At 64.7% G+C, this 23,354-nt stretch carries 20 protein-coding genes; 11 read left to right on the plus strand and 9 right to left on the minus strand.

The genetic code is table 11. The features are described 5' to 3' along the window. Both GDN70_RS24020 and GDN70_RS24025 read right to left on the minus strand, forming a co-directional pair. Complete coding sequence (locus tag GDN70_RS24020) at positions 1 to 897, minus strand: UPF0280 family protein (protein WP_028145240.1); 897 nt, start codon at positions 895 to 897, stop codon at positions 1 to 3. After that, entirely contained in the window at positions 894 to 2,351 is a 1,458-nt protein-coding gene (locus GDN70_RS24025; RefSeq protein WP_028145241.1) for a hypothetical protein, read from the minus strand. Before GDN70_RS24025 ends, GDN70_RS24020 begins: the two co-directional genes overlap by 4 nt. A 249-nt stretch (positions 2,352 to 2,600) precedes the next feature. Here GDN70_RS24025 and GDN70_RS24030 point away from each other — a divergent pair, with 249 nt between their 5' ends. Together GDN70_RS24030 and GDN70_RS24035 are read left to right on the plus strand one after the other, a co-directional pair. Continuing rightward, positions 2,601 to 3,083: a (2Fe-2S)-binding protein gene (locus GDN70_RS24030; RefSeq protein ID WP_097668145.1), complete on the plus strand. Its 483-nt coding sequence runs from the start codon at positions 2,601 to 2,603 to the stop codon at positions 3,081 to 3,083. Beyond that, positions 3,083 to 6,607 (plus strand): molybdopterin cofactor-binding domain-containing protein, encoded by a 3,525-nt coding sequence (locus GDN70_RS24035; protein WP_152103116.1) that lies wholly within the window; start codon positions 3,083 to 3,085, stop codon positions 6,605 to 6,607. The genes GDN70_RS24030 and GDN70_RS24035 overlap by 1 nt, the downstream gene beginning before the upstream one ends. Here the strand turns inward: GDN70_RS24035 and GDN70_RS24040 are convergent. Further along, complete coding sequence (locus GDN70_RS24040) at positions 6,604 to 7,572, minus strand: catechol 2,3-dioxygenase (RefSeq protein WP_152103117.1); 969 nt, start codon at positions 7,570 to 7,572, stop codon at positions 6,604 to 6,606. The genes GDN70_RS24035 and GDN70_RS24040 overlap by 4 nt on opposite strands. Positions 7,573 to 7,990: 418 nt before the next feature. Here GDN70_RS24040 and GDN70_RS24045 point away from each other — a divergent pair, with 418 nt between their 5' ends. The 3 genes from GDN70_RS24045 (at position 7,991) to GDN70_RS24055 (ending at position 11,073) form a co-directional block, all read left to right on the plus strand. After that, entirely contained in the window at positions 7,991 to 9,730 is a 1,740-nt protein-coding gene (locus GDN70_RS24045) for an ATP-binding protein (protein ID WP_026202466.1), read from the plus strand. Positions 9,731 to 9,968: 238 nt separating this feature from the next. Further along, complete coding sequence (locus GDN70_RS24050; RefSeq protein ID WP_038946319.1) at positions 9,969 to 10,547, plus strand: peroxidase-related enzyme; 579 nt, start codon at positions 9,969 to 9,971, stop codon at positions 10,545 to 10,547. A gap of 10 nt (positions 10,548 to 10,557) precedes the next feature. Continuing rightward, on the plus strand, positions 10,558 to 11,073 hold the full coding sequence (locus tag GDN70_RS24055) for an MgtC/SapB family protein (RefSeq protein WP_152103118.1): 516 nt from the start codon (positions 10,558 to 10,560) through the stop codon (positions 11,071 to 11,073). A 216-nt stretch (positions 11,074 to 11,289) separates the two neighbouring features. Here GDN70_RS24055 and GDN70_RS24065 read toward each other — a convergent pair whose 3' ends face one another. The 5 genes from GDN70_RS24065 to GDN70_RS35135 form a co-directional block, all read right to left on the minus strand. Further along, complete coding sequence (locus GDN70_RS24065) at positions 11,290 to 12,435, minus strand: PepSY domain-containing protein (RefSeq protein ID WP_095425879.1); 1,146 nt, start codon at positions 12,433 to 12,435, stop codon at positions 11,290 to 11,292. Between the two features lie 8 nt (positions 12,436 to 12,443). Next, the gene (locus tag GDN70_RS24070) at positions 12,444 to 14,408 is read right to left on the minus strand and encodes a TonB-dependent siderophore receptor (RefSeq protein ID WP_095425953.1); all 1,965 of its coding nucleotides are present in this window, start codon (positions 14,406 to 14,408) and stop codon (positions 12,444 to 12,446) included. A 553-nt stretch (positions 14,409 to 14,961) separates the two neighbouring features. Beyond that, complete coding sequence (locus tag GDN70_RS24075) at positions 14,962 to 17,538, minus strand: HAD-IC family P-type ATPase (RefSeq protein ID WP_152103119.1); 2,577 nt, start codon at positions 17,536 to 17,538, stop codon at positions 14,962 to 14,964. Beyond that, positions 17,535 to 17,702 carry a hypothetical protein gene (locus tag GDN70_RS35130; protein ID WP_162832235.1) on the minus strand — a complete coding sequence of 56 codons (168 nt, stop codon included), beginning with the start codon at positions 17,700 to 17,702 and terminating at the stop codon, positions 17,535 to 17,537. Before GDN70_RS35130 ends, GDN70_RS24075 begins: the two co-directional genes overlap by 4 nt. Before the next feature lie 229 nt (positions 17,703 to 17,931). Then, positions 17,932 to 18,075, minus strand: a complete 144-nt coding sequence (locus GDN70_RS35135; protein ID WP_162832236.1) for a hypothetical protein — start codon at positions 18,073 to 18,075, stop codon at positions 17,932 to 17,934. Positions 18,076 to 18,343: 268 nt separating this feature from the next. Here GDN70_RS35135 and GDN70_RS35140 point away from each other — a divergent pair, with 268 nt between their 5' ends. Further along, entirely contained in the window at positions 18,344 to 18,499 is a 156-nt protein-coding gene (locus GDN70_RS35140) for a hypothetical protein (RefSeq protein ID WP_173015858.1), read from the plus strand. 52 nt (positions 18,500 to 18,551) lie between these two features. Here the strand turns inward: GDN70_RS35140 and GDN70_RS24080 are convergent, their stop codons facing one another. Continuing rightward, complete coding sequence (locus GDN70_RS24080; protein WP_028145250.1) at positions 18,552 to 19,181, minus strand: ParB-like protein; 630 nt, start codon at positions 19,179 to 19,181, stop codon at positions 18,552 to 18,554. 339 nt (positions 19,182 to 19,520) lie between these two features. Here GDN70_RS24080 and GDN70_RS24085 point away from each other — a divergent pair, with 339 nt between their 5' ends. The 5 genes from GDN70_RS24085 to GDN70_RS24105 all read left to right on the plus strand — a co-directional run bounded on the left by GDN70_RS24085 (position 19,521) and on the right by GDN70_RS24105 (position 23,352). Next, complete coding sequence (locus GDN70_RS24085) at positions 19,521 to 19,862, plus strand: hypothetical protein (RefSeq protein WP_018320952.1); 342 nt, start codon at positions 19,521 to 19,523, stop codon at positions 19,860 to 19,862. 223 nt (positions 19,863 to 20,085) lie between these two features. Beyond that, on the plus strand, positions 20,086 to 20,373 hold the full coding sequence (locus tag GDN70_RS24090; protein ID WP_007592476.1) for an acyl carrier protein: 288 nt from the start codon (positions 20,086 to 20,088) through the stop codon (positions 20,371 to 20,373). 10 nt (positions 20,374 to 20,383) lie between these two features. After that, on the plus strand, positions 20,384 to 20,854 hold the full coding sequence (locus GDN70_RS24095) for a 3-hydroxyacyl-ACP dehydratase FabZ family protein (RefSeq protein WP_028145253.1): 471 nt from the start codon (positions 20,384 to 20,386) through the stop codon (positions 20,852 to 20,854). Further along, a complete protein-coding gene (locus GDN70_RS24100) occupies positions 20,851 to 22,056 on the plus strand; it encodes a beta-ketoacyl-ACP synthase (protein WP_028145254.1) in 1,206 nt (401 codons plus the stop codon). The genes GDN70_RS24095 and GDN70_RS24100 overlap by 4 nt, the downstream gene beginning before the upstream one ends. 18 nt (positions 22,057 to 22,074) lie before the next feature. Beyond that, positions 22,075 to 23,352: a beta-ketoacyl-ACP synthase gene (locus GDN70_RS24105; protein ID WP_028145255.1), complete on the plus strand. Its 1,278-nt coding sequence runs from the start codon at positions 22,075 to 22,077 to the stop codon at positions 23,350 to 23,352. Positions 23,353 to 23,354: the final 2 nt, after the last annotated feature.

The following is a 23,354-nucleotide window of genomic DNA, read 5'->3' on the forward strand; positions in this document are numbered from 1 at the left end:
TCAGGCACAGACGGCGTTCTCCGGCAGATGCGGGCGCGTTCGTTGCTCTTCTATATCCTTAGCTCCGATGACAAGCATATCACCACAAAGCTGCAAGACGGCACCCTCGATCAATCCGCGATCGAACAATTGGCGTGCACATTCCGCGCCAGATTCGAGCGTTGTCCCGACCTCGTCCTGCGACAACTCGCCGACGTCGCGGGTGACGAGGCGCGAGCCGAGATCGCTGTCGGGCTGAAGCTCGTTTGCAGGCGTTCGGATGATGGCGGGATGCCCGGGCAGGTCGACGGCATTGGCTATGACCGTCGCCGCCGCATCGGCCTGCGACGCCGTTGCCGCCAGCACCGTCACGGCGTCGGCAATGCCGAACGAAAAACTGCGGCCGTGGCGTCCGCTGGTCGCGATGCCCCGCACGGGGTCATCCGCATCCACCCTCATCGTTCGCATCACGCCAGCGCGATCGGGTCGGTCCATCAGGCCGACCGAAAAATGCTCGCCCTTGCCGAGATGGAGCGCGATGTCGCCACCATTGTTGACATAGGCCTGATCCAGCGTCACAGCGCCCAGCATGGCGCCCAGAATCTCCTCAGCCACGCTACCGGCAACAGCCGCCATCGGCGTGATGAAGCAATCGGAGGCGTAAGGCGCGACCGCTGCGTGCATCCGGCGCGCCACCACGCCCCTCAGCGAAGTGCGCTTCCCGGCGGCCGTCCGCAGTTCCGGCAGCTCCGCGCAGAGTTCGTCGAGCAGTCCGGTGAAGCGGCGCGCGGCCGCCTCATAGGCCGCACGTACATCGTCCGTGCGCCCCCTCGCCTCAACGACCAGATCGATCGGCCCATCCTGCAAATGCAGCCGCCGGCCATCAGACAGCAATGCGATTTGCGGGAGCCTTGTCATGCCCGCGGTCCCGGGATCGGGTTCTGCCAGGGCAGCTGGCGGACATCGTCGCCGCTCTGCACCTCGGAGAGCGGCTTCACATAGTCCATGTGCCCGCCGAGCGCGGCATAGTCGGACAGCTTCATCGTGAACTCGATCGGCGCAACCAGCGCCGGCGTCGGCACGTAGCCGAACGCGCCCGCCGGCATCTGCGTCACGTCGACCATGTAGGTGATGCCGCCGCCCGGCCAGACATAGACCGGCGCGCCGCCACTGGTGACGCGCGTCAGCGCGTCCTTCACCGAGCGCGTCAGCCGCACCGGATTGTCGGTGACACCGGCGCGCAGCGAGCCGCCGGCACCGGCCATGAACAGCACCGTGCACAGCGCCGGCTCGCAATTCTCCTGGATACGCTCGACCGAGAACTTCAGGTCGTCAGGCATCTCGGTCTCGACTGGCTTCAGGGCCCCGTCGAGCACGTAATAAGACGAATGCTCGCCGGTCGTGGAGACCATCAGCATCGAGAGACCCGGTTTTGCTTCCTTGGCGTCGAACGGCCCGAGGATCGCGAGCGGATCGGAAATGTTGGTGCCACCCCACCCCGTGCCGGGATCGGCGACCTGGAAATAGCGGCCTGGCGTCGAGCGGCGGCCCTTCATCTTGATGCCGGTGTCGGCGATGTCGAGCAGCTTGCCGGCCTGATGCTCCGAGAGCACGCCGGTGATGTGATCGTCGACCACGACGACTTCGTCGACCTTGCCGTGCCATTGCTTGGCAAACATGCCGATCGTCGCCGAGCCGCAGCCGACGCGCATGCGCTCTTCTTTCATGCCGTTGACGATCGGCGGCTGGCCGGCCTGGACCACGACGCTCGCGCCGCCGTCGATGGTCAGCTCGACCGCCTTGCAATTGGCGAGATCCATCAGCGTGTCGCAGGTGACGCGGCCCTCCTTCTTGGAGCCGCCGGTGAGATGATGCACGCCGCCGAGCGACAGCATCTGCGAGCCGTATTCGCTGGTGGTGACGTGGCCGACCGCCTCGCCCTGCGCGCGGACTGTCGCGGTCTCCGGCCCGAGATAGCGATCGGTGTCGATCTTCACCTTGATGCCGCAATAGGAGAAGATGCCCTCGGTGACCACAGTCACCATGTCGACGCCGTCGACCTCCGCCGAGACGATGAACGGCGCCGGCTTGTAGTCGGGATAGGTCGTGCCCGCGCCGATCGCCGTCACGAAGGTGGAAGGTTCGTGGACGATCTTGCCGTCCCAGTCTTCGGTGCGGCTGAACGGGACCAGCTTGCCGCCATGCGAGACCGTGCGCTCCAGGATCACATGCGGATCGACGCGGACGAGCTTGCCGTCGTGGTTGGCGTAGCGATCGCAGGCGCCCGCCGCGCCCGGCTTGATGTAGCACATCACCGGACAAGCATCGCAGCGGATCTTGTCGATAGCAGCGCTCGTCGTTTCCATCACCATGTCAGAGCCAGCGAGACCGCGGTTATCATTCGTATACGAACGATGGTGCGCGCGCCCCGGATGGCTGTCAAGCGGCGGTGCAGCGCAAAAGATGCTGCTGCTGCATAAAACCTCATTTGCCTATCCGCCCTGTCCACAAAGAAGGCAGTCGCGCTGCAGTGCGGCATGCATGGCTTGCACGTTTGTGTACAAACGGTATCGTCGCGACGTAGATTTTCGCCATTACTGGCCGAGCGCTTGGAAACGAGGATGACGCAGACACCGATCCGCCTCACCGTGAACGGGGGGATCCACGAGGTCGCTGCAGCGCCGGAGACGCCGCTGCTCTACGTGCTGCGCAACGATCTCGCGCTCAACGGCCCGAAATATGGATGCGGCCTCGGCGAATGCGGCACCTGCACTGTCCTGATCGACGGGGCCGCGGCCCGCTCCTGCGTGATTCCCGTCAGTGGCTGCGCCGGCCGCGACATCGTGACGCTCGAAGGGCTCGGCACGCGCGAGAAGCCTGACCTCGTGCAGCAAGCCTTCATCGACGAGCAGGCCGCGCAATGCGGCTATTGCCTCAACGGCATGATCATGACCACCAAGGCGCTGCTCGCGATCAACCCGCGCCCGACCGAGCAGGAGGCGCTGGCGGCGCTCCGCTACAATCTCTGCCGCTGCGGCACACATGTCGAAATCCTGCGCGCCGTGATGCGCGCTTCCGGCCAACTCACCGAGGCCGTTGATTGATGGCCTCCCCTGCCCCTGATGGATCTGAGCGCCAATCCGGTTCGCTCGTCGTCGTCCGCACCGTGGACGAGCTCACGTCCGAGACTTTCATCCGCATCGCCGCGGATGGCTCGGTCAGCGCCTATAACGGCCATGTCGATCTCGGCACCGGCATCCGTACCGCGCTCGGCCAGATCGTCGCGGAGGAGCTGGACGTGTCCTTTGCGCGCGTCGTCGTGGTGCTCGGCGACACTGCGGTGGTGCCCAATCAGGGCGCGACGATCGCGAGCGAGACCATCCAGATCACGGCCGTGCCCCTGCGCAAGGCCGCGGCGCAAGCCCGTCACTTCCTGATCGCGCGCGCGGCCGAGCGGCTGGAGCTGCCGGCGGCCGATCTCAGGATCGAAGACGGCCTCGTGCGCGGGCACGACAATCGCAGCATCAGCTACGGCGAATTGATCGGCGACGAGACGATCCGCCTCGAGCTGGCCGACGACGTCACCGTCAAGGCGGTCGGCGATTATGCCATCGTCGGCCAGTCGATGCCGCGCGTCGACCTGCCCGCCAAGGCCACGGGCGAGCTGACTTTCGTTCACGATATCCGCGTCCCCGGCATGCTGCACGGCCGCGTGGTGCGCCCGCCCTATGCCGGCGTCGATGCCGGTCCGTTCGTCGGCACCAGCCTGATCGCGGTCGACGAATCCTCAGTGCGCAACATTCCCGGGCTTGTCGCCGTGGTGCGCATCGGCGACTTCGTCGGTGTCGTCGCCGAGCGCGAAGAGAACGCGATCCGCGCGGCGGAGCAGCTCAAGGTGAGCTGGAAGCCTACGCCTACCCTCACGGATCTCGCCGACATCGAGACCGCGCTGCGCGCCAATCCATCGACGCCGCGCACGCTGATCGACAAGGGCGACGTCGATGCGGCGATAGCAGGTGCGGCCAAGCCGATGCAGCGTACTTACGTGTGGCCGTATCAGATGCACGCCTCGATCGGCCCATCCTGCGCCGTCGCGGATTTTCAGGACGGCAATATCCGGGTCTGGTCGGGCACGCAAAATCCGCACGTGCTGCGCAGCGACCTCGCACTTCTGATCGAGCGACCGGAAAGCGAGGTCGAGGTGATCCGGCTGGAAGCCGCCGGCTGCTACGGGCGCAACTGCGCCGACGATGTCACTGCCGACGCCTTGCTGCTGTCGCGCGCGGTCGGGCGGCCCGTGCGCGTGCAGTTGACACGCGAGCAGGAGCACGCCTGGGAGCCCAAGGGCACCGCGCAGCTCATCGACGTCAATGGCGGTCTGGATGCGGACGGCGGTATCGCGGCGTATGATCTCGCCACGCGTTATCCCTCGAATGCCGCACCGACGCTGGCCCTGCTGCTGACGGGTCGGATCTCGCCCGAACCTGCCGTGCTGCAGATGGGCGACCGCACCGCGATCCCGCCCTACGATTACGACCACATGCGCGTCGTCGCGCACGACATGCCGCCGATCGTGCGCGCCTCCTGGTTCCGCGGCGTCTCCGCGCTGCCGAACACCTTTGCGCATGAATCCTACATCGACGAGGCCGCGACCGAGGCTGGCGTCGATCCGATCGAATACCGCCTGCGCTATCTGAAGGACCAGCGCGCCGTCGATCTCGTCAATGCGGTCGCCGAGCGCGCGGGCTGGACGCCGCGGCCGGTGCGCGAGGAGCAGGACGGGGAGATCGTGCACGGGCGCGGCTTTGCCTATGCGCTCTACGTCCACAGCAAGTTTCCCGGCTACGGTGCGGCGTGGTCGGCATGGATCGCTGATGTCGCGGTGAACAAATCGACCGGCGATGTCAGCGTGACCCGCGTGGTTGCGGGACAGGATTCCGGATTGATGATCAATCCGGCGGGCGTCCGCCACCAGATCCACGGCAACGTCATCCAGTCCACCAGCCGCGCGCTGATGGAAGAAGTCTCGTTCGAGCGCGGCGCGGTGGCGGCGCGCGAATGGGGCGCCTATCCGATCATCCCTTTCCCCGACGTGCCCAAGATCGACGTGCTGATGCTGCCACGTCAGGACCAGCCACCGCTTGGCGTCGGCGAGTCCGCTTCGGTCCCGAGCGCGGCGGCGATAGCGAATGCGATCTTCGATGCCACCGGTGTGCGCTTTCGCGAGCCGCCCTTTACGCCCGAACGCATCCTGAGGGGATTGCACGGTGAAACATCGCCCGTGCCGCAGGCCCTGCCCGCGCCCGCCGCGCCGCCGCCGTCGCGCATCCGGGAGACTCCCTTCGCCAAACGCGCCGGCATTGTCGCGACGATTGCCGCGGTCTGCACTGCCGCAATCGGCATCGGCGCGGCGCTGCTGCCGGGGCGCGCGATTGCGCCGATCGCCCGGCCCGACGCATCGGTCTATTCCGCCGCGACGATCGCACGGGGAGAGCAGCTTGCTGCGCTCGGCAATTGCGCGGAGTGCCACACCAATATCGACAGCGTACTCAATGCCGGCGGCCGCGCATTGGAGACGCCATTCGGCACGATCTATTCAACCAATATCACCCCCGACGTCGAGACCGGCATCGGTGCCTGGTCCTATCCCGCCTTCGAGCGCGCAATGCGCGACGGCTTGCATCGCGACGGGCGGCAGCTCTATCCCGCCTTTCCCTACACACACTTCGCCAAGACAAACGAAGCCGACCTTCAGGCGCTCTATGCCTATCTGATGGCGCAGCCTGCAGTGCGCGCGACGGCGCCGGCGAACTCGCTCGCCTTCCCGTTCAACCTGCGCCCGCTGCTCGCGGGTTGGAATGCGCTCTTCCACCAGGCAAAGGAATTCAAGCCCGACCCCACCAAGTCCGAGGCCTGGAATCGCGGTGCCTATCTCGTCGAGGGCCTCGGCCATTGCAGCGGCTGCCACTCGCCGCGCAATGCGCTCGGCGCGGAGCAACGCAAGGCCTATCTCGCCGGTGGCTTCGCCGAAGGCTGGGAAGCGCCGCCCCTAACCTCGCTCTCTCACGCCCCGATCCCGTGGAGCGAGGACGAGCTGTTCGCCTATTTGCGCACCGGCCATTCGCGCTATCACGGCGTCGCCGCCGGCCCGATGGCGCCTGTTGTCAGGGATCTCAAGGCCCTGCCCGATCAGGATATCCGCGCGATGGCGGTCTATCTCAACTCGTTCAACGACACCGCAGCCGATGCGCCGGAGGTGCTCGCCGCGAAGCTGGAGAGCGCGACGCAGGTTACCATCGCCTCCTCCACCGGCGCACGGCTCTATCAAGGCGCCTGCGCCGTCTGCCACGAAGTCGGCGGCCTGCCACTGTTCGGCAGCCGGCCCTCGCTCGCGCTCAACAGCAATCTGCACAGCGCAACGTCGGACAATCTCGTGCAGGTGATCCTGCATGGTATCGCCGAGCCGGTGTCGAGCGACCTCGGCTACATGCCGGCGTTCAGGAACAGCATGAGCGACGCACAGGTGGAGGAGCTCGTCAGCTTCCTGCGCGGCCAGTTCGCGCCGGACAAGCCGGCGTGGACCGGCGTGCGCGAGACGATTGCGCGGGTGCGCATTTCAATCCACTAAGCGTGCTTCTTCACTTCCACCGGCGGCGTGCCGTGGGTGTGGAAGGACTCGATCGTCTTCAGCCCCCACGCCTGGCCCTTCTTGCGCTCCTCCTCGGTCCACACGATCGGCTTCCAGTCCGGCGCGAGGATCAGGCGCGCGCCGGCATTGGCGACTTCGACGCGGTTGCCGCCGGGCTCGTAGACGTAGAGGAAGAAGGTCTGCTGGATCGCGTGCTTGTGCGGGCCGGTCTCGATGTGGATGCCGTTCTCCAGGAAGATGTCGGCAGCGCGCAGAATTTCCTCGCGGCTATCGAGCGCATAGGTGACGTGGTGGAAGCGGCCCGGCACGCCTGAATGGTCGAGCGAATAGGCGAAGTCGTAGCTCTTGTTCGACATCGTCAGCCACATCGCAGCTTCACGGCCGTCATTGAGCACGATCTGCTCGGTGAGGCGGCAGCCGAGGTAATTCTCGAAGAACTCGCGGTTGGCCTTGATGTCGACGGCGAGGCAGTTGAGATGATCGAGGCGGCGGACATTGACGCCGCGCGCGGGGAAGCGCTGCGCCTGGTTCTTCAGCGCCGGCTTCAGCTCGGGCGGCGCCTGATACCATTCGGTCTCGTAATAGAGCTCGACGATGTGGCCGTCAGGGTCGCGGCAGCGGAAGGTCGGCCCCTGCCCCATGTCGCCGTCGATCCAGCCGATATCGAAGCCGGAGCCTTTCAGCGCGGCGACGCGGCGCTCCAGCGCCTGCTGGCTGCGCGCGCGCAGCGCCATGTGCTCCATGCCCGAAGTCTTCGACGCCGTCAGCTTGAGCGAATAGCGCTCGTAATCGTCCCAGCCGCGCAAGTAAACCGACTCGCCCTTCTGGCCGCTGAGGGTCATGCCCATGACGTCAACGAAGAATTTCAGGCTCTCATCGGGCTTGGGCGTCAGCAGCTCCATATGGCCGAGATGAGCGAGATCGAGGATCGGTTCGGGCAGCATGGCTTTCCTCCAGGGCACAGCTGGCGATCCGCCGACCGGATCGCATCATCGGGAGCAAGGCTGCAACGCGCTCTGCACCCGGAGACGGTCACAAGGTCCGCCAGCCTATTTGTACTAATGTACAAATGATTAGGTCCCGTCAACAAATCAACCACCCCTGGATCGAAGGAAGACGTCCCCCGAACGGTGGACTGACTGGCCTGATGGTAAAATGTTCCTTAATTGCCTTTCGGCTCCAACGGCCCGAAATTGCGCCAATTCCCCGCCGTTTCCGCCAGTAAGTACGCAATCGGAACAAACCTCGCGGCCGAATTGTCGCGGATTTAACGAAGTGCCCGCGCCCGGCGCTTAACCGTTTGTGCAGCCACGGCCGCGCATAGTCCGAGCAGATCCCTTGCTCTTGCCAGGTTCATTCATCGTGACATCCTTTGGACGCGTGATTTCGGTTCGCGGATCGCTGGCCCGGGTCGGGCTGCTGGCAGAAAGCCAGATGCCTATCTCGGAAGTTCGGGCGACCGTCGGCCGCTTCGTCAGTATTCGCAGCGCCAGCTCGGTCATCGTTGCGATGATCACCGAGGTGTCCTGCGAGAACCTGTCGAGCAGCGACAGTTATATCGCGGTTGCCTCGGTCGACCTGCTCGGCGAGATCCTCAACGCCAGCGACAAGCCGAAATTCCAGCGCGGCGTCACCAACTATCCGACCATCGGCGATTCCGTCGATCTGATTACCAGCCAGGAGCTGCGCACGATCTACGCGCCGACCGGCTCGGACCAGATCAATGTCGGCTTCCTCCAGCAGGATCGCTCGGTCGTCGCCTATGTCGATGTCGAGGAAATGCTGTCCAAGCATTTTGCAGTGCTGGGATCGACCGGCGTCGGCAAGTCCACCGGCGTGTCGCTGCTGCTCAACGAGATCCTGAAGGCGCGCCCGAACCTGCGCATCTTCCTGCTCGACGTGCACAACGAATATGGCCGCTGCTTCGGCGACCGCGCGCTGGTGCTCAACCCGCGAAACCTGAAGCTGCCGTTCTGGCTGTTCAATTTCGAGGAAATCGTCGACGTGCTGTTCGGCGGCCGCGCCGGCGTGCCCGAGGAGCTCGACATCCTGGCCGAGGTGATCCCGCTCGCCAAGGGCGTCTACACCCAATATCAGAACGCCGACCGCATCGGCCTCAAGCGCATCGATCCCAAGCAGATCGGCTACACCGTCGACACCCCGGTGCCGTACCGCCTGGTCGACCTGATGTCGCTGATCGACGAGCGCATGGGCAAGCTCGAGAACCGCTCCTCGCGCATCATCTATCATAAGCTGATCTCGCGCATCGAAGCGGTGCGCAACGACCCCCGCTACGCCTTCATGTTCGACAACGCCAATGTCGGCGGCGACACCATGGCCGAAGTCATCAGCCATCTGTTCCGCCTGCCGGCGAACGGCAAGCCGATGACGGTGATGCAGCTCGCCGGCTTCCCCGCCGAGGTCATCGATTCCGTCGTCTCGGTGCTGTGCCGCATGGCCTTCGATTTCGGCCTGTGGAGCGACGGCGTCTCGCCCCTGCTGTTCGTCTGCGAGGAAGCGCACCGCTACGCCTCCGCCGACCGCAATATCGGCTTCGGCCCGACCCGCAAGGCGGTGTCGCGCATCGCCAAGGAAGGCCGCAAATACGGAGTCTATCTCGGCCTCATCACCCAGCGTCCGGCCGAGCTCGACGCCACCATCATCTCCCAGTGCAACACGCTGTTCACGATGCGTCTTGCCAACGAGCGCGACCAGGCGCTGCTGCGCGCCGCGGTGTCGGACGCCGCCGCGAACCTGCTCTCCTTTGTGCCCTCGCTTGGCACGCGTGAAGTGCTGGCCTTCGGCGAAGGCGTCGCACTGCCGACCCGGTTGCGCTTCAAGGAGGTGCCACCGCACCAATTGCCGCGCGGCGAGGCTACCATCAGCAGCGTGCCTTCGGTCACCTCCGGCCATGACATGCATTTCGTCAGCGCCGTGCTCGAACGCTGGCGCGGCGCCACCTCGCAGCGCGACGTGCCGAACGACCCTGTGTTCTCGGCTCCGCCCGCCAAGACGCTCTCCAACGTCGAGGCCCCGATGCTGCAGCCCTCGATGGGGCTCGATCCGGACCGCTTCTCGCTGTTGAAGAAGCCGCTGCGGTAAGGACTCTCGTGTCCCGGACGCGCAGCAGCGTGAAACGCTGCTGCGCAGAGCCGGGCGCCACGCCACAATCACGGACTCTCGGAGACATGGGCCCCGGCTCAGCAGCGCACCGCACCGAACGATGCCTCGCATCGCCGGGAGCGCTGCGCTGCGTCCGGGGCACCAGACGTAACGACTCCTCTGGAGCCTCTCGCCCGCATCGACTATGGTCCCCGGCCGCAAGCCGGAATCCATGACCATGACACAGCCCTCACAACGTTTCCCAGCTCCCGCCCTCGACACGCTGCCCGATGACATCCGCACGCGTCTTCTCGCGGTGCAGGAGAAGAGCGGCTTCGTGCCGAACGTGTTCCTGACGCTGGCCTATCGTCCCGACGAGTTCCGCGCGTTCTTCGCCTATCATGACGCACTGATGGAGAAGGACGGCGGCCTCACCAAGGCCGAGCGCGAAATGATCGTGGTCGCGACCTCGGCCGCCAACCAGTGTCAGTATTGCGTGATCGCCCACGGCGCGATCCTGCGCATCCGCGCCAAGAACCCGCTCATTGCCGACCAGGTCGCGGTGAACTACCGCAAGGCCGACATCACGCCGCGGCAAAAGGCGATGCTCGATTTCGCGATGAAGGTCTCGGCCGACGCGCAGCGCATTTCCGAGGACGATTTCGCCGCACTCGCGCCGCACGGCTTCAGCGACGACGACATCTGGGACATCGCCGCGATCTCCGCCTTCTTTGCGCTGTCGAACCGGCTGGCGAATTTCACGGGCATGCGCCCGAACGACGAGTTCTACCTGATGGGACGCGTGCCGAAGAAGTGACGGACAAGACATGACCGAGATGGACTGGCCCGAAATCCTGCTGCGCCTCGGCACCGCGACGCTCGCCGGCAGCGCGATTGGCCTGAACCGCGACCTGCACGGCAAGCCGATCGGGCTGAAGACACTCGGCATCGTCGGGCTCTCCACCGCAACCGTCGTGCTGCTCGCGGTCCAGTTCGCCGAGCCCGGCAAGATCACCGATGCGGCGAGCCGTGTGATCCAGGGCATCCTGACCGGCATCGGCTTCCTCGGAGCCGGCGTCATCGTCCATGAGAGCGATCGTTTTCGCGTACGCGGCCTGACCAGCGCGGCCTGCACCTTCCTCGCCGCCTGTCTCGGCATTGCGTGCGGCGCCGGGCAATGGAAAATCGTCCTGGTCACGCTGGCCTTCACCTTCGTGCTGCTCACGATCGGCCGACGTTTCGAACGCTGGCTGCATCGGATGCTTGGCGGAAAGGATGAGAAACACGACGTCAGCCACGATATCGAAGAGCGCCACCTGTCGGAGCCGGATCGCCGTCCATAAGTCTCAGCGGGGTCGACCTGCACGGCGCCAGCAGACAATCGCCAGAACGACCGGCAACGACAACCCCAGCCACGAAAGAGCGTCCCAGAAGCCGTCCCCGACGAGCGCAACGCCGAGCCCCGCGCCGCAGACGACGCCGACAAGGACAGGCCAGCGGAAGACATCCCAGGCGCTCCTGTGAATCCGGAGCTGGTTCCGGGCGGGAATGGCCATGGGCTAGACGCCGACTGCCGCGGTCCGGCCCGCGTCGAGCGGCTTGCGGCGGACCGACGACTTTCGCCTCGCCACCCACAGATAGATCCCGCTGACGAGAACGATGATCGTGATGATGTCCAGCAGCGCCCAGATGATCTTCAGTGGAAGCCCACCATAGTCGCCGAAATGCAGTGGGCGCGAGACCTGAAGCGTCTTCAGATACCAGGGCACCTCGGGTGCCGCGATCGTCTTGCCGTCATTGGCATCAACGAGCATCGGCTGGAGCATGCGCGCCGTGAAAGGCGTCGCGCCCTTGGTCCAGACGACGAGGTGCTGCGGACTGCCGAAGCGGGCCGACGTCGGCATCGTCACCGAGGTGACCAGACGATCCGGAAATCTCGCGCGGACGAGTTCGACAGAAGCCTGAACCGACGGGATCGGAGCCACGGGCTTGCCGAGATGAGGCGCCAGCAAGACCGGGATCAGCTGCGCGCGCCACAGATCGAACAGCGGCGTCGCCAGCGTGTTGATCATGCCGGTGAGACCCACAACCATCGTCCAGGTCACGGTGACGATGCCGAGGAGATTATGGGTGTCGAGCCATTTGGCGCGTGGCGACGAGCGCCGGCGGATCGTGCCGAAATCGAGCCGCCGCATGAACGGCCAATACACGACCACACCGGATATGATCGACGCTGCGAACAGAAGACCCATCCCTCCGAGAAACAATTCGCCGGGCAAGCCCGCGAACATGTCCTTGTGAATCCGCAATACAATGTCCATGACGTCCTGATGGGGAGCCTCCTCCCCGAGCACCTCGGCGGTGCGCGCATCAAGCGTTAGGCGATGAAAGCTGCCCGGCGCCGGGATCGCCGTCGGAGAAACCGCGACCGTGACCAGCGGCTCCGTCTGCTTGAGATTAAGGAGCAGCACGTACTGACCGGGAAAGCGCGCCTGTGCCGCCGCGATCATCCGGTCGAGCGAGAGCCGCGCCGTACCGGCCGGCATGGCGGGCGCCGCGATCTCATCCTCGAGCAGGTCGTCGATCTCATCGTGAAAGACCAGCGGCAGCCCCGTGACGCACAGCATCAGCAGAAACAGCATGCACACCAGGGACGTCCAGGTGTGAATGCGGGACCACAGGCGAATCGTGCGTGCTTGAACCATGACGAATACTACCAGCGATAGCTGACCGTGCCCGTGATGGTGCGCGGGCTCGTGTATTGGCAACCGCCATTCGTCGTGCAGGCAAGCGTGACGCGATCGGCGATGTTCTTCACGTTCAGCGCCAGGTTGACGCCCTTCGGCTGACGATAATGCAGGCCCGCATCCAGCACGACGTAGCCCTCGTTGACGATTGTGTTGGTCGTGTCGGCGAAGGTCGGTCCGTTGTAACGGATGCCTCCGCCAAGTCCCCAGCCGTCCCAGGTGCCGCCCTGGATCGTGTAGTCGACATAGGCCGATGCGAGCTGGCGGGCGACGAGCGTCGGCACCTTGCCGAGGTCGGTCCCGGTGCTCTGCGTCACCCTCACATCCTGGTTGGTGTAGGTCGCCACGAAGTTCAGCCCGGGCATGATCTGCGCCAGCGTCTCGAACTCGATGCCGCGCGAGTTCACCTCGCCGAGCTGGACCGAGAAGCCGAGATGTGATGGATCGGACGTGAGCGAATTCTGCCGCGTCAGGTCGTAGATCGCCACGGTCATCAGCAGGTTTCGCGACGGCTGATACTTGACGCCCACCTCATGCTGCTGCGCCATCGTCGGCTTGAACGGGTTTCCCGCAAAGTTCGTGTTGGGTGTCGGCAGGAAGGATTCCGAGTAGCTATAATAAGGCGCAACACCGGAATCGAACACGTAGGAGACGGCTCCCCGCTTGGTGAAGGCCGTGTCCTTCGTGTCGGTGGTCTTGTTGGTCGCCAAGGCGTAGGTGTTTTGTTCCGAGGCGTCGTACCGGCCACCCAGCGTGAAGATCCAGTTCTGGATCTTCATCTGATCCTGCACATAGACGCCGACCTGGTCGATCGTCTGGTTCGTCGAGGGGGTGGTGAGCGCAGTCGGAACGACGACGGCCTGGTCGTACACCGGATTGAGCTTGCTGAGCGGCGGCGCTGCTCCGGAATAAGTCCGGTCCGTCATGTTGAACGTCAGATAGTCGACGCCGGAGACCACCGTATGCTGAAGCGGCCCCGTGCTGAACTTGCTGATCAGGTGGTTGTCGGTCGACAGCGATTCGACCTGCTCCTGTATGCGCACCGCACGCCGCGGAAAGACCGTGGTCGTATCGAGCGGACTTCCGATGAATGTCAGATAGCGATAGTCGAGTTCGGTGTGGCCGTAGCGGGCCTTCGATTCGAAGACCAGATTGTTGCTGAAGCGATGCTCGAACTGGTAGCCGACACGCTCCTGCTCCTGGTCGAACTTGTTGTAGCTGGGATCGCCAAGGAAAAGCGGCAGCGCCGTGATACCGGTGATCTTCCCGCCGCTCACATGGGCCATCGACAGCGGAAAGGCGTTGCCGGTCAGATCGCGGGTATAGTCGGCGAGAATGGTCAGCGTCGTGTCATTCGTCGGCTTCCAGGTCACCGCCGGCGCGATATAGGTGCGATTGTCCTTCACGTAGTTCGAGAAGTTGGCGATCTGCGCATCGGAATCCCTGAACACACCGGTCAGCCGGTAGAGCAGCGTGCCGTCCTTGGTGGCAGGACCACCGAAGTCGAAGGCACCCTGAAACCGGTCGTAGTTGCCGAACTGCCCGACAATCTCACCGAAGGCCTTTTCGGGCGGCCGCTTGCTGATGACATCGACAAGTCCGCCCGGCGCGCCCTGTCCATACATGACCGAGCTCGGCCCCTTGATGACGTCGATGCGCTCGAAACCATAGGGCTCGTTGCGGAACAGCGAGAGGAAGTTGGGATCGCCCATCTCGCGAAGCCCGTCGCGATATGCGCCGTAGCCGTTGTTGTCGAAGCCGCGGATGAAGACATTGTCGAAGCGCGGGTCCTTACCGCCCGGCTGAATGGCGAGACCTGCGACATGCTGCAATCCTTCGACCAGTGTCGTGACGGAGCGGGCATCGAGCTGATCGCGACTGACGACGGAGACGGATTGAGGCGTCTCGAGGATCGGGACGTCGGACTTCATCGCAGCCGAGCTGACGACAGGTACAAATCCCTTCACCGGATCCGTACCGCGCTCCATGGCGACGGCGGCGGGCTGAGAGCCGGACTGGAGCACCTGTCCTGCCGCGCGCGATCGCGCAGTTCGGGCGCTCACAGACCGGGTGGTGCGCGATCTCGTGACCTGACGCTTGTTCGCGCGGCTTTGCTCGACGACGACCGGCGGAAGATCTGATGCTGCGCTCGCGCTCTGGGCTTGCGCGTTTCCGCCAAAAGCGATCGCCGGAGGAAGCACGACAAGACCGCACAGCATCGACACGCATCCGCGCTTCGTTGCGCGTGCGTCAAACACGAATTCCAGCATTCCCAGTCCCCGAATTTACCGGGACGACCATGCAAAGACTCCGAACGCACAATCAAAGTCTTTTGGACGTTCGTGTCGTAGAATCTATGTAGACTGGATCCATTCTAATGAAATGGCCTCAGCATCTTGCGCCGGCCCTCCACGGGCTGCATGAATTCCCGACGCTGACGATCCACCGCAGCGCGCCGCGATGACCGACCTGCCGCGTCACGATCTAGAATCGCAACCGCCGGCCCCAAACCGGCTTCAGCAGTTCGAGCGCCGTGAGTACCAGCAATCCTGCGCCGAGCGTGACCATCAGATCGTCCAGGTGCAGGGGACCGAACCGGAACAGACTGGACGCCGGCGGCCAGAACAGGGCCGCGGCCAGAACGAGCGCGATCGACAGGAATATCCAGAGCAAAGCCGGATTCGGACGGAAGAACGCCGACAAGAACGACGCGCTGAAGGACCGGTTGACCAGCACCAGCGCGACGACGCAGACGACCAGCGCGATGAAAGCCAGCGTGCGCGCCTCGTCGGGTGGAATACCGGAACGAAGCGCAACGACGAAAATCACCGCGATCAAGGCAAAGGCCATGACGCCTTGAAGAACGCTCCAGCCGACCAAAGCCCACGAGAACAGTTCCGCATCGGCGCGCCGCGGCGGGCGCGTCATGACATCGCGCTCCTCCCGCTCGGCTTCGAACACGAGCGAGCAGACCGGGTCGATGATCAGCTCCAGAAATGCAATGTGAACGGGCCCGAGAACCAGAGGCAGCCCGAAAACCAGCGGCAGCAGGGCGAGCCCCGCGATCGGAACGTGGACGGCGAAAATGAAGGCCATCGCCTTGCGGAGATTGTCGTAGATTCGGCGCCCCAGCCGGATGGATGCGACGATGGAGCCGAAATCGTCGTCGAGCAGGACGATCGAGGATGCCTCGCGGGCGACATCGGTGCCGCGGCCACCCATCGCGATCCCGATATGGGCCGCCTTCAGGGACGGCGCGTCGTTGACGCCGTCGCCGGTCATCGCGACGATCTCGCCGTTGCGCTTCATCGCCTGAACGATCCGCAGCTTCTGCTCCGGCAGGACCCGCGCGAACACGTTCACGTTCCTGACGAGGGCCTCCAGCCCGCTCTCGTCCGCGAGCCTGATCTGCTCACCGGTCGCGACCTCGTTGACGTCGAGCCCGGCCTGCCCGGCGATCGCCATGGCGGTCGCCGGATAGTCGCCCGTGATCATGACGACGCGGATGCCGGCCGAACGACATTCGGCCACCGCCTCGGGGACATGCGGACGAAGCGGATCGGCCAACCCGACCAGACCGAGGAAGCGAAACGAAAAACCTTCCTGCGAGCTCGGCAGGGCCTCGCCGTCGCAGGTCGCGGCGGCCACGCCGAGCACGCGAAGACCGTCCTTGGCCATCGCCGCGACCGCATCCCGCATCGCGTCCTGGTCCGCACCATGCAACTTGCAGAGGCGCGCAATCGCTTCGGGAGCACCTTTGGCCGAGGCGAACACTCCCTGGGACGATTGCCAAACCTGGGTCATCGCCAGCAGTTCGGGACGCAGGCCGTAGGTGCGGATCAAGGTCCGAGCATGCAGGGTTTCATCAGCCTCCGGCAGGTTCGCCTGCGCGAACGCGTGCAGGGCCTTCTCCATCGGATCGAACGGTTCGGGCGAGCTCGCCAGAGCACTGCAACGCGCCAGCTCGAAAAACTCCGCTCCCACGGGCGCCGGCTGCGAAGACACGAGGCGGACGCTCGTCCCGTCGCGTAGCCTCAGCTCCGCGACCGACATCCGGTTCTGCGTCAACGTGCCGGTCTTGTCGGTGCACAGCACCGTGGCGGAGCCGAGCACCTCGATCGCAGCCGCGCGCCGCGTCAGCACCCGCGCCTTGGAGATCCGCCAGGCGCCCATGGCCATGAACACCGTGAGGACGACGGCAAACTCCTCAGGCAGCATGGACATGCCGATCGCGATGCCTCCGAGCATTGCCTGCAGCCAATCCCCGCGCAACGCTCCGTAAAGCAGGACAGCCGCCAGGCTGATCGCCGCGCCGCCGAGAAAGCAAAGCCGTACGAGCCGTGCGGTCTGCTGCTGCAGCCGCGGCGGCTCCGACTGCAAACCATGCAGCGACAGTCCGATCTTCCCGATCTCGCTGCGAGGGCCGGTGGCCTCGACCTCGGCGAGGCCCTCGCCTCGCACGACCAGCGAGCCCGAATACACGAACGGCAGGTCATCGCCGCCCGGGCGATGTTCGGCCAAGGCGACCTTTTCAGTCATGGAAGCCTCGGCGACCGGCGTCTTGAGGGCCTGCTTGCGAACCGGGACCGACTCTCCGGTCAGCAGGGACTCATCGACCGCCAGATCACGCGCACTGACGAGTACCGCATCCGCCGGAATCCGATCGCCTTCGGCCAGGACGAGGAGATCGCCGCGGACGATGTCCCGGCCCGCGATCCGCCGCCGCTCGCCATCCCTGACCACGAGCGCTCGCGGACTGGTCAGCTCCCGCAACGCCTCCAGCACGCGCTCGGTGCGGGTTTCCTGCACGATCGTGATCACGACGGAGATGGCGCCGAATGCCAGGAGAAGCAGCGCCTCGCGGAGGTCGCCGAGCAGCAGGTAAACCAGCCCGCCACACAGAAGGAGAGCGAGCATCGGCTCGCGCAGCACCTCGAGCACGATGCGCAGGGGCGTGCGCCGTTCGGGCCGAGGCAGCTCGTTGTAACCTTCATGTTGCAGCCGCAGCCGGGCCTCGGTTTCGCTGAGCCCGGCCGAACCGCCGCTTTCTGTCCTGCTCACGTCTTCCGCCGCATGCTCCAGAGACTTCCAGCCCCCACGACGGCTGTCACGAGCAGGACGGCGACGAAGGTCTGGATGATGGTGAAGTTCAGGGCATCACGCGCGACGAACAACGCGGTGAGCGCGCCGGCAATGATAAAGACGATACGAAAGATGAGGCTCATGGTCATGTCTCCGTCTTGCATGACTTGGAGCCCGGGCCCACGACGTCTGGGCACAACGCTGCTTCTGCAACCATGCAGAGAGACTTTAGCCCGTCACAGCGGCGCAGATTTGCGACAAGTCAAGCCTGATCCGGCCATCGCCGCATCTGGCCGGTCGACGGGTGCGACGTGATGTCCCGCCGCGAGCGATCAGCCGCGGCATCGCTCATGGTTGCAAGGCGCCGTGCCGCTAGCGCTTCGCCATCAACTCGAGCGCCGGAGCAAAGCGCTCCGCGAACGTCAACGACTTGGCGTGGTGAACTGCGGCAAACGATGCCGAAATTCCTGCCGAAGCGACCGCGAGCAACGCAATTACGAAAGCCAGACGGCGCATGTTCGCCTCCTGTGTGAGCTCGTCTACCCCATACAGATGGGACGGCTCTGTTTCAGGACGGTTTCATGGGCGCGGAAATTGATTTCACTCAAGCGCCTGTGATGGGATCCGGCTTATCTGGACGCATTCCGCAACCAACTAACAATGGTCGACGTATTTTGCAGCGGAGCCCGGCCGTGTTGGGAATTCTACGTCCGCGGACACGATCCTAAAGCACTGCGGCGACCAGCAGCATTCGCTGGAATGGGAGTCATCAAGGACTATTCAAATGAAGATCGTGATCCAGAAGCTCAATGGCCTGTGGCACCTCATCGTCGGATCGTGCCTGATCCGAACGCCCTTCCTCGACACGCAGGATCGTGCGCAAGTGGTCACTTACGCTCGCCGCGCCTATCCCGGCGCCAGGATCTTCCAGCGCGACTGACGCGAGCGGCTGCGCATGATGGTCAGCTCACTAGAGCGATTCCCGACTGCCCCTAATCATCGTCCTCCGGACCGCACCAGCCGGGCAGATAGATCGCGTCCTTGCTCTTGGCTGCGGACATCGCCTTCTCGATCGCCTTGTCGAAATCGGCCTCCACCGTCTTGCGCGAGACCTTTCGGCGCAGGAAGTCGGCCCACAGGAATTCCGAGAACGGCGTGGTGTCCTTGGCGAAGCCGCCCAGGCGGCGCAATTCGCCGGCAAGGCTGCGGAACGGATCGTCCTTGAGATCGGCAACCGATTTTGGCAGGTCGCGAAACTGCCGCCGTTCGCCCTTGGCGTCGTAAGGATAGACCCAACGCTTGTTGTCCATCACGCCCCAGAAGGCCTCGCGCTCGACCATGCGGAGGTCGCCGACGATGGTCACCAGCACCTCCTTGACGCCTTCGTCGTGCAGCGCGCGGCCGAGGTGATGATGGTCGATCACATAGTAGCGCGCGTCGGGGCCGTAGACGACGGGGATCATGTGCTTGCCGAGCAGATCCGCCTGCTTCTTCTTGTCATGCTCGCGCCAGCGCTTGCGCTTCTCCTTGACCTCGCGCATGCCGACCGTCATCTGCGTCGGCCGGAGCGACAGGATCGGGACCGGATGCACTCTCGGCTCACGCGCGTTGGTCGTGGTCATGGTCGAAGGCCCCCTCGCATGGATGCAACTGACGGTTCAGGTTCCCCGACTATGACATGGGCCATGCGGCGGCAAAACGTGTTCGGAAGGACGCGGAGATCACAAGCCGATGTAAAGGGGAACGAAGGTGTGAAGTCCTTGGCCCTTGCTACCTCTGTTGTTGCAACGCAACCCTTGCATCCCTGCCGCCGACACGACGGCCGGTTCCGCGGTCGCTTCCCACAATCCATGCACAAATAGTGCGAGCGTACAAATGCACGCGGGCATTGCGAAGATTTTCTGCAACACGTTCATCACGTGTGCTATCTAAAATCGCTGCTTCGGAGTGATCCCCGCCCCATGACGACCCAGCGGCCCATAAGCTCTGACGACGAGCACCGGGTGCTCCAGTTCAGGCCGCGCACCTCGCCTTCCCCGACGGTCCACCGCGGCAGCGGTACCGTGCAGCCGTTGCGAGTCGCCCCCGAACCGCTCGACCTGTCGCGCTACGAGAAGCCCCGCGCCGAGCCGGACGATTTCCGCCATCGCATGCTCGCCAACATCGCGGCGCTGGCCTTCACCATCGCGCTAACCGCAATCGGAATTTGGCTCGCGGTCAGCATCGCCGACCTGCGCCGGACCCAGGATTGCGTGCTGATGGGCCGTCGCGACTGCGTCAAGATCACGACGCCGCACATCTAGGCCCACCTCGCCCCGGCCCCGGCGGGCACGCGACTCCAGCGGGGCATCCCCAGCCCCGTCTCACCGCCTGCCCGCCTCCATTGAACTCAGGGCGGCGCTCCGATATACGGGCTTTCGACCCGGCCAGAGGGGGGTTTGAGGGCGTCATCAGGGGCGCGATGCCCACCCACCGTGCCACTCTGGATAACCTGACAAATATCCGCAATATATCAAAGGCTTAGTGATGTCTTCCACATTCGATCAGGTCGCCACGATCATCGCTGAAACCTGCGACATCCCGCGCGACACGATCACGCCGGATAGTCATGCCATTGACGATCTCGGCATCGACAGCCTCGATTTCCTTGATATCGCGTTTGCGATCGACAAGCAGTTCGGCATCAAGCTCCCGCTGGAAAAGTGGACCCAGGAGGTCAATGACGGCAAGGCGACCACCGAGCAGTATTTCGTGCTGAAGAACCTGTGCGCCCGCATCGACGAACTGGTTGCGGCCAAGGGCGCGAGCGCCTAAGCGCGCGGTCATGCAACTCGAATACTTCCACATGATCGATCGCATCGTCGACCTCAAGGTCGACGAGAAGACGATCGTCGTCGAAGCGCAGGTCCCGCAGGAGAGCACCATCTTCGAGGGGCACTTCCCGGGTTACCCCTTGATGCCCGGCGTGCTCCTGATCGAATCGATGGCGCAGGCCTCGGGCTGGCTTCAGCTCGGCGTGTTCAAGTTTGAACGCATGCCGATCCTTGCCGCCGTGAAGGAGGCCAAGGTCCGCGGCTCGGTCTTCCCCGGCGATCTCATGAGCATCGAGGCGAGCCTCATCCATGAAGGCTCCGGCTATGCCATGACCGAAGCCAAGATCAGGGTCGGCGGCAAGCTGCGCGCGAATTCGGCGCTGACCTTCACGCTGATCCCCTTCCCCAATGCGGATATGCGCGGCTACATGACGAAAGTCGCTGAGCGCGTCGGCTTTCCGCAACAGGCCGTATCGCCATGACTGACACTGCTTCGAAGCCCGGCCAGACCGAAGTCTGGATCACCGGCATTGGACTCGCGACCTCGCTCGGCGAGGGCCTGGACGCCAACTGGGCCGCGCTTCAGGAGAAGCGCATCAATGTCGACGAGAAGGGCTTTGCGCCCTACATCGTGCATCCCTTGACGCCTGTCAGCTTCGACAGCCAGATCCCGAAGAAGGGCGACCAGCGCCAGATGGAAGCCTGGCAGCGCATCGGCACCTACGCCGCCGGCCTTGCGCTCGATTCCGCCGGGATCAAGGGCAACAAGGACATCCTGTCGAAGATCGACATGGTGGTGGCCGCCGGCGGCGGCGAGCGCGATCTCAACGTCGACACCGGTGTCTTGACGGCCGAGGCCAAGGGCGCGAACGCGCCCGGCTTCCTCAACGAACGGCTGATGAGCGATCTGAGGCCGACGCTGTTCCTGGCGCAGCTCTCCAATCTGCTCGCCGGCAACATCGCCATCGTGCACGGACTTGGCGGCACCTCGCGCACCTTCATGGGCGAAGAGGTCGCGGGCGCCGATGCTGCCCGCATTGCGCTTGCGCGCATCGCCTCGGGCGAGAGCGACATCGCGCTGGTCGGCGGCTCGCATAATGGCGAGCGCAAGGACTTGCTCGTCCTCTACGAATTCGGCGATTTCAATCTCAAGGACAAGTTCGCTCCCGTCTGGGCGCGCAAGGACCACGCCGGCTTCGCGCTGGGATCTGCCGGCGCCTTCCTGGTGCTGGAATCGAAAGCGCATGCGCAAGCGCGCGGCGCAAAGCCGTTCGCAAGGCTGTCGAGCGTCGTCGCCGACCTCGCCCGGCGCAAGCAGCCCGGCGACATGGCCGCGACATTGGAGCAGCTGTGGGCCAAGCTGCCCAAGCGCGAAGGTAAAGGCGCGATCATCTCAGGCGCGACCGGTGCGGAGCCCGCGACAAGCGAAGAGCGCGGCTTCCTGAAGGGCCATGCCGACTTCCCGGTGCGTTCGACCGGCACGATGTTCGGCCACACCATGGAGACGCAATTCCCGCTCGGCATCGCGCTCGCCGCGCTGTCGATCTCGCGCGGTGCGCTGTTCCCGCCGAACGATTCGACGGGCACCGAGATTGAAATGCAGGGAGCGCCCACCCAGATTGTGGTGGTGGGGGCCGGACACTGGCGCGGCGAAGGCATGGCGCTGGTCGAGGCAGTTAGCTAGCTCTATCGGGGGATCGACATGACTGCACCACGCGACAAACTCGGGCGCCCCGTCGTCGTCGTCACCGGCATGGGCATCATGACCTCGCTCGGTGCCGGCAAGGCCGACAATTGGGCCAAGCTCGTTGCCGGCGAATCCGGCATCCGTACCATCACGCGCTTTCCGGTCGACGGCCTCAAGACCACGATGGCCGGCACCGTCGATTTCGTCAGCGTCGATCCATTCTCCTCCACCGGCCTGTCCGAGCGGATGGCTGAGCTCGTGACGGAAGAAGCGCTCGAGCAGGCCGGCATCGGCGCCAAGGCCGATTTCCCGGGGCCCCTCTTCCTCGCGGTTGCGCCGGTCGAGGTCGAATGGCCACAGCGACGCGAGCTCGGCCGCGCCGTCGGCGCGCTCGACTTCAACTATGACGATCTCTTGCGCATCTCCGGCGGCGGCAAGTACAGCGCCTATCATCACCGCTTCATGTTCGGCTCGGTGGCCGCGCATCTCGCCGAGACCTTTGGCACCAAGGGCTCGCCGATCTCGCTGTCGACGGCCTGCGCGTCCGGAGCCACCTCGATCCAGCTCGGCGTCGAGGCGATCCGCCGCGGCGAGACCGATGCTGCGCTGTGCGTCGCGACCGACGGCACCGTGAACCCCGAGGCCCTCGTGCGCTTCTCGCTGCTCTCGGCGCTGTCGACCCAGAACGATCCGCCGCAGGCGGCCTCCCGCCCCTTCTCCAAGAACCGCGACGGCTTCGTCATGGCCGAAGGCGCCGGCGCGCTCGTGCTGGAAAGCTACGAGGCCGCCACCGCCCGCGGCGCAAAGATCCTCGGCGTGATCGCCGGCTGCGGCGAGCTCACCGATTCCTTCCATCGCACCCGCTCTTCGCCCGACGGCAAGCCGATCATCGGCTGCATGAACAAGACGCTGGCCGATGCCGGCATGACGCCGGACCAGATCGACCACATCAACGCGCACGGCACGGCGACGCCCGAGAACGACAAGATGGAGTTCAACACGACATCGGCCGTGTTCGGCGAGCTGGCGCAGAAGATTCCGGTGACCTCCAACAAGTCGATGGTCGGCCACACCATCTCGGCGGCAGGCGCGGTCGAGGCGATCTTCTCGCTGCTCACGCTCGAGCATCAGCGCATCCCGCCGACGATCAACTACGAGACGCCGGATCCCACGATCCTGTTCAACGTCGTCGGCAACAAGGCGCGCGACGCCCGCGTCACCGCGGTGATGTCGAACTCGTTCGGCTTCGGCGGCCAGAACGCCTCGCTGATCCTGACCCGCGAACCGGCCTGACC

This window comes from Bradyrhizobium sp. TM102 (assembly GCF_009176685.1).
Classification (GTDB): Bacteria; Pseudomonadota; Alphaproteobacteria; order Rhizobiales; family Xanthobacteraceae; genus Bradyrhizobium; species Bradyrhizobium ottawaense.